The organism is Pseudomonas sp. S2_H10 (assembly GCF_054668285.1).
The window spans coordinates 1,323,397-1,335,910 of record NZ_CP162754.1 but is presented as its reverse complement, the minus strand read 5'-3'; the positions used below and the strand labels follow the sequence as shown (position 1 = coordinate 1,335,910).

At 61.7% G+C, this 12,514-nt stretch carries 10 protein-coding genes and 2 pseudogenes; 2 read left to right on the top strand and 10 right to left on the bottom strand.

All coding sequences use genetic code 11. From position 1 onward, the window contains the following. Positions 1 to 10: 10 nt before the first annotated feature. The 6 genes and pseudogenes from AB4O16_RS05875 to AB4O16_RS05850 all read right to left on the bottom strand — a co-directional run bounded on the left by AB4O16_RS05875 (position 11) and on the right by AB4O16_RS05850 (position 8,035). Complete coding sequence (locus AB4O16_RS05875; RefSeq protein ID WP_460157273.1) at positions 11 to 301, bottom strand: DUF7693 family protein; 291 nt, start codon at positions 299 to 301, stop codon at positions 11 to 13. A 200-nt stretch (positions 302 to 501) separates the two neighbouring features. Beyond that, positions 502 to 2,055: an amino acid permease gene (locus AB4O16_RS05870; RefSeq protein ID WP_460158037.1), complete on the bottom strand. Its 1,554-nt coding sequence runs from the start codon at positions 2,053 to 2,055 to the stop codon at positions 502 to 504. 160 nt (positions 2,056 to 2,215) lie between these two features. Then, the gene (locus AB4O16_RS05865) at positions 2,216 to 3,376 is read right to left on the bottom strand and encodes an iron-containing alcohol dehydrogenase (protein WP_460157272.1); all 1,161 of its coding nucleotides are present in this window, start codon (positions 3,374 to 3,376) and stop codon (positions 2,216 to 2,218) included. A 3-nt stretch (positions 3,377 to 3,379) separates the two neighbouring features. Then, complete coding sequence (locus tag AB4O16_RS05860) at positions 3,380 to 4,771, bottom strand: aldehyde dehydrogenase family protein (RefSeq protein WP_460157271.1); 1,392 nt, start codon at positions 4,769 to 4,771, stop codon at positions 3,380 to 3,382. Positions 4,772 to 4,778: 7 nt separating this feature from the next. Further along, complete coding sequence (locus AB4O16_RS05855; RefSeq protein WP_460157270.1) at positions 4,779 to 6,152, bottom strand: glutamine synthetase family protein; 1,374 nt, start codon at positions 6,150 to 6,152, stop codon at positions 4,779 to 4,781. Positions 6,153 to 6,446: 294 nt separating this feature from the next. Then, positions 6,447 to 8,035 (bottom strand): annotated as a pseudogene (locus tag AB4O16_RS05850) (winged helix-turn-helix domain-containing tetratricopeptide repeat protein). A gap of 258 nt (positions 8,036 to 8,293) precedes the next feature. On the opposite strand from AB4O16_RS05850, the gene AB4O16_RS05845 reads away from it, so the two are divergent. Both AB4O16_RS05845 and AB4O16_RS05840 read left to right on the top strand, forming a co-directional pair. Next, entirely contained in the window at positions 8,294 to 9,046 is a 753-nt protein-coding gene (locus AB4O16_RS05845) for an SDR family oxidoreductase (RefSeq protein WP_460157269.1), read from the top strand. Positions 9,047 to 9,090: 44 nt separating this feature from the next. Continuing rightward, positions 9,091 to 9,504, top strand: a complete 414-nt coding sequence (locus tag AB4O16_RS05840; protein ID WP_460157268.1) for a cupin domain-containing protein — start codon at positions 9,091 to 9,093, stop codon at positions 9,502 to 9,504. Between the two features lie 73 nt (positions 9,505 to 9,577). Here the strand turns inward: AB4O16_RS05840 and AB4O16_RS05835 are convergent. From AB4O16_RS05835 to AB4O16_RS05820, 4 genes and pseudogenes are all read right to left on the bottom strand, one after another. After that, positions 9,578 to 9,775 (bottom strand): annotated as a pseudogene (locus tag AB4O16_RS05835) (phage infection protein); the annotation flags it as partial. A gap of 236 nt (positions 9,776 to 10,011) precedes the next feature. Then, the gene (locus AB4O16_RS05830) at positions 10,012 to 10,704 is read right to left on the bottom strand and encodes an RES family NAD+ phosphorylase (protein WP_460157267.1); all 693 of its coding nucleotides are present in this window, start codon (positions 10,702 to 10,704) and stop codon (positions 10,012 to 10,014) included. Then, positions 10,698 to 11,102 (bottom strand): antitoxin Xre-like helix-turn-helix domain-containing protein, encoded by a 405-nt coding sequence (locus tag AB4O16_RS05825; RefSeq protein WP_160390088.1) that lies wholly within the window; start codon positions 11,100 to 11,102, stop codon positions 10,698 to 10,700. The genes AB4O16_RS05830 and AB4O16_RS05825 overlap by 7 nt, the downstream gene beginning before the upstream one ends. A 129-nt stretch (positions 11,103 to 11,231) precedes the next feature. Continuing rightward, on the bottom strand, positions 11,232 to 12,425 hold the full coding sequence (locus AB4O16_RS05820; protein WP_460157266.1) for a Fic family protein: 1,194 nt from the start codon (positions 12,423 to 12,425) through the stop codon (positions 11,232 to 11,234). Positions 12,426 to 12,514 lie beyond the last annotated feature (89 nt).

Genomic DNA, 12,514 nt, shown 5'->3' with positions numbered 1-12,514 from the left:
TGCGAAGGATTCAGCCCAGCAGCCGTTCAATCTGCGCCAGTTCCCAGGTGCTGAGCAAACTCACCGGATCGGTGCCGAAGCGTTGCCCGCTGTCGAACGCATACTCGCGGCCATCGGGGCATTGGCCGCGCAGACAGTGGCGCAAGTGGCCGGCGTCGACCTCGAGCGTCAGGCGCCAGCCGTCGATGTCGACCTGGACATGACCGGACTCGCTGGCGCCGTCGACTCGCTTGAAGGTGCGAATGCCCTGGGCGATGTCGCGCAACTGCTGGTAAACCTCGCGGGCGGTGAGGGCGGGCACAGGTGTCTCCGGGGTGAAATCGGGGAGGCACAGGATAATTCATCAGCGTGCAAAAAAACCCGACTGATCAGCGCCGGGACACTGTAGGAGCGAGCCTGCTCGCGATGGACGTTAACGATAACGCGTGTTTAATGGCTAAACGCGGCGCTCTTAAGTCCATCGCGAGCAAGCTCGCTCCTACAGGTTACCCATTGCTTGCTCTATTTTCGGTTCAACGCCTCTTCCGCCGCGGCGATTTCAGCCTGGCGCCTGACGATCATGTCGCCCACCGGCGGCCCCTGGAAGCGCCGGGCTTCAAAGCCGAACCAGACGATGGCCGTCAGGACCAGGAAGCCGATGGTGATGTACAACGCCCAATCGTTCGGTGGCTGGATGCCGATGACGAAGATGATGATCATCGACAGGATCGAGAGCACGGCGAACACCGAGTACCAGAAGCGTCCCAGGTTCCACGGCCCCATGGTCGGCCACTTCGACGTCCCATAGGTGAACAGGCCGAGCACGATGGGGATGGCGAAGGAGAAGAACAGGAAGATCACCGTGCAGGACACCACGATCGTGTAGACCGGCGTTGCCCCGACCGAGATCACCGACGAGCCCCAGTCGAACAGGACGGCCAGGGTGGCACCGGTCCAGATGGCCGCCACCGGGCTGCGAAAGGTTGGCGAGACCGAAGCCAGGGCTTTGGAGCAGGGCAGGCCACCGTCCCGGGAGAAGGCGAAGATCATCCGCGAAACCGAGGTGACCGTGGCCAGGCCGCAGAGTATCTGCGAGATGAAAATCGCCACGTAGAGCACCAGTTTCAAGGTCGGGTTGACCTGGGTGTTCATGGCCCAGAAAAACACGTTCCAGCCTTGCTTGGCCGCCTCGTCCATGCTCGGCAACATCAGCACGAATGCGCTGAGCATCAGCCAGCCGAACAGCAGCGACCAGACCACCGACATGACCATGCCGCGCGGCACCGACATGGCCGCATTGCGGGTTTCTTCGGAGGTATGCGCCGAGGCGTCATAGCCGGTGATGGTGTAGATCGGCAACAGCAGGCCGAGCATGAAGATCCAGCCGTTGGAGACCTGCGGCCAGACGCTGCCGCCCGCCTCGCCGGAGTAGTTGCCGAAGGTCCACAACCGTGCGAACTCATAACTCGGTGCCGACATCAGGCAGACGATGGTCAGCGCCAGCGCCGTGGCGAAGATCAGGTAACCGGAGAAGTCGGTGAGCCTGGCCGTCAGACCGATGCCCAAGTGGTTACACAAAGCCTGCACGCCGGTGAGGATCGCCAGGAAAATCACTCGCACCGTGGTCGTGTCCTCCATGCCCAGCGCCGGTCCGAAGGCGCCGAAAAAGAAGTAATAGGTGCCGACGTTGATCGCGCCCAGCACCGTGACCAGCCCCAGCAGGTTGAACCAAGCGGTCAGCCACCCAGTGAAGCGGTTGCCCAGGATCGAGCCCCAGTGGTACAGGCCGCCGGCGGTGGGGTAGGCCGAGGAGATCTGCGCCATGGCCATGGCGAATACCCCGGAGATCAGGCAGCCGATCGGCCAGCCGATCCCGATGGATGCACCCCCCGCGCCCGAGGTGCCCTGGGCCAGCGAGTTGATGCCACCGGAGAGGATGCAGATGATTGAAAAGGAAATGGCAAAGTTGGAGAAAACTCCCATGCGTCGCGAGAGTTGCTGGGCATAGCCCATGCTATGCAGCACCTTGACGTCATCGTCGTGCGTTTCGGTGCCCGGCTGGCTTGCTGGGTTCATCATGTGTACCCCTTCGGTTTTTGGACAGGTCGAACTGAGCCGCCGTAGGCTCGACCTTGGGTTTCTGTGGGGGCGAGCCTGCTTGCGATGGACTTGAGGATGGCGCGGGGTGTCAGGTTGCCCGTGTCATCGCTGACGTTCATCGCGAGCAGGCTCGCTCCTACAGACGGCCGTGAAACGCCGCATCGAAAATCTTTGCCACGCCGTCCCGGGTCAGGGGTAGCGGGTTGCCGCCGGCGGAGGGGTCGACGACCGCCATGTCTGTCACCAGGTCGGCCTGTTTATCGTCCACTCCCAACTCGAACAGGGTGTGCGGCACGGCGATGTCCTTGCGCAGCTTGAGGACGAAGGCCAGGAAACTGTCGAAGCCGGGTGAGGGCAAGCGCAAGTATGCTGCCAGGCGAGTGATGCGCTCCTCGATGGCCGAGCGGTTGAACTGCAGGACGTAGGGCATCAGGGTGGCGTTGGTCATGCCGTGATGGGTGTCGTACAGCGCGCCAATCGGATGGGCGAGCGCATGCATCCCGCCCAGGCCCTTCTGGAAGGCCGTGGCGCCCATCGCCGCCGCCGCGAGCATTTGCGCGCGCGCCTCGAGGTCCGACGGCGTGTGTACCGCCTTCACCAGAGCATTGGCGACCAGGCGCATGCCTTCCACGGCAATGCCATCGGCCAGGGGGTGAAAGCCGGGGGCGCAGTACGCCTCCAGGCAATGGGATAACGCATCCATGCCGGTGCCGGCGGTGATTTTCGCCGGCATGCCGACGGTGAGGGCCGGGTCGCTGATCACCACGCGCGGCATCATTTTCGGGTGGAAGATGATGCGCTTGGTGTGGGTGCGCTCGTCGATGATCACTGCCGCACGACCGACTTCCGAGCCCGTCCCGGCGGTGGTCGGCACGGCGATGACCGGGGCGATGCGGCTGTCGTCGGCGCGGGTCCAGTAGTCGCCGGTGTCCTCGAAGTCCCAGACCGGGCGGGTCTGGCCGCTCATGAAGGCAATCAACTTGCCCATGTCCAGGCCACTGCCGCCGCCGAACGCGATCACGCCATCGTGCTTGCCGGCGCGCCAGGCGTCGAGCCCGCCGGCCAGGTTGGCTTCCACCGGATTGGGCTTGAGGTCACAGAACAATTCGACGCCAAGACCGGCGGCGCGCAGTGCGTCGAGTGCCGCCGTGGTGATCGGCGCGCGCGCCAGGCCGCTGTCGGTCACCAGCAGCGGCCGCTCGATACCTTGGCTGCGACAGGCGTCGGCCAGCTCGGCGATGCGCCCGACACCGAAACGAACGCTCGTGGGGTAGTTCCAGTTTCCTGTCAGGTTCATGGTCTACACCTCGTGACGCAGATGAAAGGATTTGGCCCGGGTCAGGTGCTCGTAGCCCAACGGCGACAGGGTGACGCCGCGCCCGCTGTTTTTCACGCCGGTCCAGGCCAGCGCCGGGTCGAGGTAATCGCAGCGGTTCATGAACAGCGTGCCGGTGGCGATCTCGTTGCCCAGGCGTTCGGCCGCGGCGAGGTCTTGGGTCCAGATGGACGCGCTGAGCCCGAATTCACTGTCGTTCATCAAGGCGATGGCTTCTTCATCGCTGGCCACCGGCATGATGCCGACCACCGGGCCAAAGCTTTCGTCGCGCATGACCGACATTTGATGGGTGACATCGACCAGGACCTGCGGCGCGAGGTAGGCGCTACCCGGTACGTCGGCGGCAAATGCCTGCGCATCGATCAGCGCCGTCGCGCCCTGGGCCAGCGCTTCGGCGATCTGGCCACGCACGAAGAAGGCGGCGCCCGGTGTCACCAGCGGACCGAGGGTGGTGGCTTCGTCCAGCGGGTTGCCCAGCACGTACTGGCGGGTCAGTTCGGCGAAGCGCTCGACAAACGCCGGGAAGATTTTCCGGTCGACGTAGAGGCGTTCCACGGCGCAGCAACTCTGTCCGGAATTGAAGAAACTGCCGTCGACCAGATTTTCCACCGCATGTTCAAGGTTGGCGTCTGCGCGGACATAGGCCGGGTCTTTGCCGCCGAGTTCCAGGCCCATGCCGAGAAATTGTCCGCTGGCGGCGCTTTCCAGGACTTTGCCAGCCTCCACGGAACCGGTGAAATTTACTTGCTGCACGCGCCCGCCAGCAATGATCGACCCGGTCGACACATGGTTGAGCAGCAGATTCTGGAACAGCCCCTCGGGCAGTTTTGCGCGGCGCATGGCCTCGGCGAAACGCTCGCCCACCAGCAGGGTTTGCGACGCGTGCTTGAGGATCACGCTGTTGCCGGCCATCAGCGCCGGGATGATGGTGTTCACCGCCGTCAGATAGGGGTAGTTCCACGGAGCGACCACCAGCACCGTGCCCAGCGGTTCGCGTTTGATATAGCGCCGAAAGCCCGCCTTGGGCTCCGGCTCTATAGCGGCCAGGGCCTGCGGTGCGATGGCGATCATGTGCCGGGCGCGTTCGGCAAAACCGCGCAGTTCACCGGCGCCATAACGCACCGGGCGGCCCATCTGCCAGGCCAGCTCCGGCACGATGTCGGCCTGCATCGACAGCATCGCGTCCACCGCGGCAGTGCAAAACGCCGCGCGTTCGCTCAGCGGGCGGCGTTGCCATGACGCCTGTGCAGTAGCAGCGGCCGCCAGTGCCTGCTCGACCTGTGCGGCGTCGGCCACCTCGCGTTCGGCGTACACCCGGCCGTCGACCGGGGAGATGAGCTGAATCTTCTCTGTCATGGTCGTCTCAATAGCGCTCGAAACCACGCTGCAATTCCCAGTCGGTGATTCGCCGGTCGTACTCCTTCTGCTCCCACTCGGCGGTGTGCACGTAATGGTCGACCACCTCATCGCCGAACGCCTCGCGCAACATGGCGGAGGCCTTGAGTGCGGCGCTCGCGTCGCGCAGGGTCTTGGACACTTCCGGCAGATGCTCATCCTGGTAGGCGTCACCCTCGAACGGCGGCACGAGGTCGAGTTTTTCGTCGACACCGGCCAGGCCCGCCGCGATCAGCGCAGCGAAGGCCAGATAGGGATTGAGGTCGGCACCGCCGATGCGGCATTCGATGCGGATCGCCTTGCTGCCTTCGGCACACAGGCGAAAGCCGGCGGTGCGATTGTCGCGGCTCCAGACCGCCCGGGTCGGGGCAAATGTGCCGGCCTGGAAGCGCTTGTAGGAGTTGATATAGGGCGCGAGAAAACAGGTGATGTCGTTGGCGTACTTGAGCTGCCCGGCCACCCAGGCACGCATCAGTTTCGACATGCCGAACTCGGCTTTCGCGTCGAAGAACAGCGGCTTCCTGGCGTTCTTGTCCCACAGCGAATTATGGATGTGACTGCTGGAACCGGCGGCGTCGTAGCGCCACTTGGCCATGAAGGTGATCGCCTTGCCCTGCAACTGCGCGATCTCCTTGCAGGCGTGCTTGATGATGACGTGGTGGTCGGCCATGGTCATGGCGTCGGCGTAGCGGATGTTGATCTCTTCCTGGCCGGGGCCCCATTCGCCCTTGGAGTTTTCCACGGGGATGCCCGAGGCCTGCAAGTGCTTGCGGATCGCCCGCAGCACCGGCTCTTCGCGGGTGGTCTGGAGGATGTTGTAGTCCTCGATGTAATGGCCGGCGGTTTTCGGTTTGTGATAGTTGCGCTTGTGGATCGCCTCGTAGCTCTCATCGAACAGATAGAACTCCAGCTCCGAGGCGAACATGCCGGTATAGCCGCGTTCACGTAGACGCTCGACCTGCTTTTTCAGGATCGCCCGAGGGCTGTGGGGCAGGTCCTGGCGATGGTGATGATCGAGCACGTCGCACAGCACCAACGCCGTGCATTCAAGCCAGGGCACGCGCCGCAGGGTGGACATGTCGGGCTTGAGCACGAAATCGCCGTAGCCCTTGCTCCAACTGGCCGCCGCGTAACCTGGCACCGGCTCCATGTCGATGTCGTCGGCCAGCAGGTAGTTGCAGCAGTGGGTTTCTTCATGGCCGCTGTCGATGAAAAACTCGACCTGGAAGCGCTTGCCGACCAGGCGTCCCTGCATGTCGACCATGCAGACCAGTACGGTATCGATTTCGCCGGCAGCCGCGGCGCGTTTGAGTGCATCAAAACTGAGGAGGGGCTCGGTCATCACGTCAATCCTGCGTGAAAGGTTTGGGCCAGTCTGAGATCGCTGTTGCAGACGCTCTCCAGAAACACCCAAAACCTAAAGAACCGAGCATCATGAGCAACGAGTTGCTCAAAGCTTAGCCTACTGTTGCAATGTGTGATTTTTGCCAGGTGAATGCCAACGCACGACCTGGTTCCTGTAGGAGCGAGCTTGCTCGCGATGAACGCAAGAGCACCGCGTTAAGCCAGTCATCACGCGTAATCGTTAGCGACCATCGCGAGCAGGCTCGCTCCCACAGGGTAAGGTGGGTCGCCTTTACTCCGGCAAGCCAGCCAACCGCAGTCCATCGACGAAGCGGGCGAAATCCTCGGGCCGTTGAATCGGCAGCCAGTCCTTGAGGGTGCCCAGGCGCAAAGAGGGATCGATTTTTTGCAGACGCTGCATCGCCACATCCGCTTTATCCATTCGACCGCCGAGCGCATGACTGGCCGCCACCAGCGCCGCCGCGACCAGCAGGCTCGGCAGGTTGCCCAAGGCCTTTTCCGCCCAGTCCGCAGCGGCATCGAAGTGCCCGGCGAAGAAGTGCGCGAGCGCCATCCCGACCTGCATCCTGAACATTTCCGGATCCAGCGGACTCAGGCGCACGGCATGGTTCAAATTCTCGATGGCGGCGTCCGTTTCACCGTGCAAGGCCCGCAGGATACCGCCGAGAAACCAGGCAGGGGCCAGGTTGGGGTTGAGCAGGCGCGCGCGGTCCAGCAGCGCGATGCCGGCGTCGACTTCGCCAGCGAGATGAGCCAGCGCATGCCCGCCGCGGGTCAGGGCGACCGCATCATCGCGACCAAGGGTCACCGCCAGGCGCGCCAGCCGTATGCCCTCGGTGATTTCCGCAGGCCGATCGGTCATCCAGCCATTGAGCTTGCGCCAGAAGTGGCACCAGGCGGCCATGCCGTAGGCCGAGGCAAACTCCGGATCGAGTTCGATGGCCTGGTAGAACATCGGCAGCGCCTGCTCGATGGCTTCCCGGGTGCCGCGGTGCAATTTGGCCATGGCGCGCAGGTAATAGTCGTAGGCGTCCAGGCTTTCCGTCGGCTTGCGCTTGGCGCGTTCGATTTCTGCCCGTTCCAGTTGCGGCGCAATGGCGCCGACGACGCTTTCGGTGACTTGGTCTTGCAGTTCGAAGATATCGTCGAGCAAGCCTTCGAAGCGCTCCGCCCAGAGGTGCGTCCCGCTCGTCGCGTCGATCAGTTGCCCGGTAATGCGCACCTTGTTCCCGCATTTGCGCACGCTGCCTTCGAGTACGTAGCGAACGCCCAGCTCCAGGCCAACGCCTTGCGCGTCCACCGCCTGGCCCTTGTAGGTGAAGCTCGAATTGCGCGCGATGACGAACAGCCAGCGGATACGCGACAGGGCGGCGATGATGTCCTCCACGACGCCATCAGCGAAGTATTCCTGCTCCGGGTCGCCGCTCAGGTTCTGGAACGGCAGGACTGTGATCGAGGGTTTGTCCGGCAGCGCCAGCGGGGAGGAGGGGGTGGCTTCGGGGCAGCGGTTGCGCGTTCGTCGATGTCAGGCTGTCGCGTTTCGCCGCTCGAGTCGTTGTTGATCCGGCCGACGAAGCGGTAGCCCTTGCGGGCGACAGTGCGCACCAGGCGCTGCTCCTCACCGCTATCACCGATGGCCTTGCGCACTGCATTGATGTGGCTGGTGATCGTCGATTCCGAAACGATCCGGCCACCCCATACCGCCTTGAGCAATTCGTCTTTGCCGACGACGCGATCGGGGTTGTTGACGAACAGCAGCAACAGGTCGAAGACCTGCGGTCCGACGGCCACGACCTGCCCGCGCAGGGTCAGCTCCCGGCGCTCCCGATCGAGCACGTAGTCTTCAAACGCGAATGGCAAGTTGGGCATCCCCTGGCGAAGCGCCTTCAACTCCGTGTTCCAGGCGGCTGGCGGTTGGTAGCAGGGGAAGATGATAAGGCAGCTCGACATCCGCTGCACAGTCTGCGGCAAGGGCGGTTGGAGGAACCTCAGTCGCCTTGGACAAAAATCCAAGCGTTCGCCAAGGCAAACCCAAGCCCGGCGCAAGGACTTGCCGGGTGTGCGCAGGCAATCTCTCTACACCGACGCAATGGTGCAGTCGAAAAGTGGAGAACAGTCATGAAGATCGTCGTCATCGGGGGCTCCGGCCTCATCGGATCGAAACTTGTGAACACCCTGCGCGAGCGCGGCCATGACGCACTCGCCGCCAGCCCCAGCAGCGGCGTGAACAGCATCACCCGCGAAGGCCTGGCCGAAGCGATGGATGGCGCTGACGTGGTGGTCGACGTGGCGAACGCGCCATCGTGGGAGGACCAGGCCGTCCTCGATTTCTTTGAAACCTCGAGCCGTAACCTGCTGGCCGCCGAAGCCGCCGCCGGAGTCCGGCATCACGTTGCCCTGTCGATTGTCGGCAGCGAACGGCTTCCCGAAAACGGCTATTTCCGCGCCAAGGTCGCGCAGGAAGCCCTTATCAAGGCATCCAGCGTTCCCTACACCATTGTGCGTGCCACGCAGTTCTCCGAGTTCGCCGGCGGCGTTGTCCAGTCGTTCGCCGTCGGCGAGGAAATTCATGCTTCGCCGGCCCTGATCCAGCCGATAGCGTCCGACGACGTCGTAGCGGCGCTGGCCGATGTCGTGCTGGCAGCGCCGGTCAATGGCACGGTTGAAGTCGGAGGCCCGGAAACCCTGCCGATCGACGAACTGGTCAGGCGCTATCTGCGAGCGACCCGGGACAGCCGCAAGGTCGTGCCGGATGTGCATGCCCGTTACTTCGGCTCGGTGCTCGACGATCAATCGCTGGTCACCGGCAAGAACGCACGCCTGGGCGCGATCCGCTTCGACGACTGGCTGGCCCGGTCGACGGCGCAGTAACCGATCGCACCCGCACATTTCCCTACGCATCCAGGAGAAGTCCCATGATTACCCGATTGCTAATGGCTGCAGTCTTCGCAGCACTCTCGATCAGCGCAGCATCGGCCGCCGAACCGCCCCCCGGCAAGGTGACGGTGGTGTTCGACCGCCCGATTCCCAACATCCCCGGCAAGAGCATGAGGGGCGTGGTCGTCGAGTATGGGCCGGGTGCCGCATCACCGGCCCATACCCATCCGAAAACGGCCTTCATCTATGCAACGGTGTTGGAGGGTTCGTTTCGCATCAAAGTCAAAGGCGAGCCGGAAAAGATCTACACCGTCGGGGAAAACTTCGTAGAGGAGCCGGGTTCCGTGCACCTGGTCAGCGCCAACGCCAGCGACACCCAACCGGCACGCCTGTTGGCGGTGTTCGTCCTCGACACCGAGGAAAAGGTGCTGGTGACACCGATCAAACACTGAGCCACGAAAAAGCCCGGCTGTTGAGGCCGGGCTTTTTGTTGAGTCCTGCGGTACAGCACTGCATTCAGACAGCGCGGCTTTCGATCAGACGGTCGGAACCACCTTCGGCTACGCGGTTCTGCAGGAGTTTGTCGGAACCGCCTTCGGCCACACGGCTTTCAATCAGACGATCCGAGCCGCCTTCAGCGACCACAGGTTGGGCAGAGGTAGCGGCGAAAGCGTTAACTGCGAAAACCGAGAAAGCGATGCTGAGGAGGGTTTGGCGTTTCATGATGGTGTGCTCCGGGGTGCTTATGGGTTGGTATGGAGCTGATGTTACGCCGGGGATTTTTTAAGAGAACTTCATTGAAATGATGGTGACTATCGATGCGGTCAATGGATCGCATATCCCTGTGGGAGCGAGCTTGCTCGCGATGGCAGTTTCACATTCAACATATGTGTCGATTGACACACAGCTATCGCGAGCAAGCTCGCTCCCACAGGTTTTCATGTGCCTGACAACGGGGCTCAAGCCTTACTGATCTGACTCACACTGGTGATCTGCCCATTCCAGACCATCTCGTAATGGGCCGCTTGAATGATCGAAGACACAGGCCTCGGCGTCATCAAAGCCCAACAATAACTGCCCGGCATCCGCACCGAGTGATAGCGCAAACCCGGACAACCGGCGTCCCGCACCGCGCGCCCCAGCACACGGGAATGGCTGTAATCGTCCGGCGCATACACCGGATCGGTCGGCGGCAGGGCGGTGGCGTCCTTCATCCCTGCATCGCCAAACGCACAAGCCAACCCACGAAACACAAACCGCTCATAGTTCAGGCTCGGTACCCTCGACCAATACAGACCCTGGTGATGCCTTACCTCAGCCAGCGCCGCTTCCATCGAATCCGCCAGGTACAACACCCCGAAACTGCCGTCACTGAACCGCGAACCCGCCGGATTGACATGGGTAAACGGCGCGATGGCGTAAGAACAACCGGCAATCCCGAACGGAATTTCGCTGCGCGCAATCAACTCCAGCTGACCCACTTCATTCTTCAACCGCGGATTGGTCAGGGCCTGAATCTCGAACAACAGTTCGAACTCATCCGCGTCCGCCACGTCATCGAACAACGCAATGGGCGGAAACTTCGAATTGACTAGGCGATAAGCCTGCAACGACCCACCTGCAAACACCGACAGCTCACTCGCCATCACCATAACGCACCCCGCAGCATGTCGATGCGGCGGAAGGTTTCATACAGCGAAATCATGTCGCCCTGGGCCATGATTTCCAGCGGCGAACGCCCGTTGAAAAACTCGTTGTCATTGGCCATCGAGGCAAAGCCGTACACGTTGTCCGGGTTGTCGAACACCAGCCGCAACGTCGCGTGAATGTTCAACACAAAGCTGATGCGCTGCATCTGATCCGCATCCAGCGCCACCGCCCAATCCGGGTCACGCTGCCGGGCGCGGGTGTAGGTACTGCGGGAAATACGCAGGATGCGACAGGCCTGGTCGCTGGTGGCCTTCCACTTTTCCAGAATGCTCACGGCGGCGCGCAGGCCGGTGACGCATTGGTTTTTTGTGAAGGATTGGGGTTGCAGGGGGACGGCCATGATCGTGTCCTTGTATTGCATCTATAGATTCAAATGTAGATAGTTTGAGTCTGTAGAGCAATATTGGTGCGACGGGTGGGCCTGCCCCTGCCAATGCAATAGAGTTGTGATTTTTGCTGAGTTGATGGGTCACTGAAACCGACGATGCAGGTCTGGAAAGACATCCTGGGCAAACCAGGCGGGCAGGCCGGGGGTCACGATTCTGGATTTTGGCGTTCGGCTTTCTACCAGACCGAGCTTTACAAGCCTGGATAACTCGTCGATTGCCGGGCGCGGCGTCAGGCCGGTGAACGTCTTGATTTCATTGCGTGGCAAGCTGCCCTGGGTGATTAGCGCGATGATCGCTGGCGCACTTTCCGCACGGATACCTTGCTGCAGTAGTCTCTCGTTGTAGCGAAACGCGCGTATTACGCGCTCTCGCAGTCGAGATGGATCCACTGCGGCAATCATGTAGTCGACCTGGTCGTGACAAACTTGCAGCATGAACTCGATGAATTCGAAATAACGTCGCTGGGACAATTGACCACGTCCGTCCAAATCACCTTCTCGTGCACGGTCGGCCATGGTCAGGGCGCTGTAGTAATCCTGGTGCCGTCTCGCAAGACCGCGTGACAGTGACCAAAGGGTTGGCTCCAGTCCCAGGCGCACCAACTGCAAATGTGTGATCAGTCGGGCGACTCGACCATTCCCGTCGGTAAAGGGGTGAACCCAGGCGAGTCTATGGTGGTAGGCCAGTGAAGAAATCAACTGGCGGCGAGGGTCTGTCTGCCGACCAAACCCTGACTGAAGGTGACGCAGCATCACCTCGACGGCTGAAGCGTCCGGCGCATCATGATTGCCGACGATCACGTTTTGACCCGTGACCGAGCGAAGTATTCCGGGTTGCATTATTGAGCCATCTGACAATGTACGTTCTGCGTCACTGGCTCCCCGAAAAAGCCGGTTATGCGCTGCGCTCACGAACTCGGGTGCGAACATGTCGCCCCACGCAAAGGGGCCTCGCTGGCGTAACGTCCGCTCAAACAAGGCTTGCACCGCCATTTGTTCAACCGCCAGGCTTTTGAGTCGTTTACGATCTTTGACCGGCGCCGTTTGTGCTTTCTGCATGTCGGCAGGCTCGGTGTATTGCCCTTCGATCAGGTTCGAGTAGTACGTATTGGTGATTTGCAGGAGGCGGCCGAGTCGTGCGGCGGTTTCAGGTGGTAGTCGCCCGGCTAGAAACTGGGTCTTTCTGGGCAACGCATCCGCAAGATCAATGATCGATGGGGGCAATGAATCCGGGAGAACCGGGTCGAGCCAGGATTTCGATGTGACTAAGGACATGGCAGTTCGTATGCTCAGAATTATCTTCACATTTTATTTCACATGGATAATCGTTTAACAAGCCTTATTTTGTTGGGTTTTATGTGGAT

What these genes read in the sequence shown, in the direction of transcription:
- AB4O16_RS05870 (WP_460158037.1), bottom strand. Translation starts at nt 2,055, where the DNA reads ATGAACCCAGCAAGCCAGCCGGGCACCGAAACGCACGACGATGACGTC.
- AB4O16_RS05865 (WP_460157272.1), bottom strand. Translation starts at nt 3,376, where the DNA reads ATGAACCTGACAGGAAACTGGAACTACCCCACGAGCGTTCGTTTCGGT.
- AB4O16_RS05860 (WP_460157271.1), bottom strand. Translation starts at nt 4,771, where the DNA reads ATGACAGAGAAGATTCAGCTCATCTCCCCGGTCGACGGCCGGGTGTAC.
- AB4O16_RS05855 (WP_460157270.1), bottom strand. Translation starts at nt 6,152, where the DNA reads ATGACCGAGCCCCTCCTCAGTTTTGATGCACTCAAACGCGCCGCGGCT.
- AB4O16_RS05845 (WP_460157269.1), top strand. Translation starts at nt 8,294, where the DNA reads ATGAAGATCGTCGTCATCGGGGGCTCCGGCCTCATCGGATCGAAACTT.
- AB4O16_RS05840 (WP_460157268.1), top strand. Translation starts at nt 9,091, where the DNA reads ATGATTACCCGATTGCTAATGGCTGCAGTCTTCGCAGCACTCTCGATC.
- AB4O16_RS05830 (WP_460157267.1), bottom strand. Translation starts at nt 10,704, where the DNA reads ATGGTGATGGCGAGTGAGCTGTCGGTGTTTGCAGGTGGGTCGTTGCAG.
- AB4O16_RS05825 (WP_160390088.1), bottom strand. Translation starts at nt 11,102, where the DNA reads ATGGCCGTCCCCCTGCAACCCCAATCCTTCACAAAAAACCAATGCGTC.
- AB4O16_RS05820 (WP_460157266.1), bottom strand. Translation starts at nt 12,425, where the DNA reads ATGTCCTTAGTCACATCGAAATCCTGGCTCGACCCGGTTCTCCCGGAT.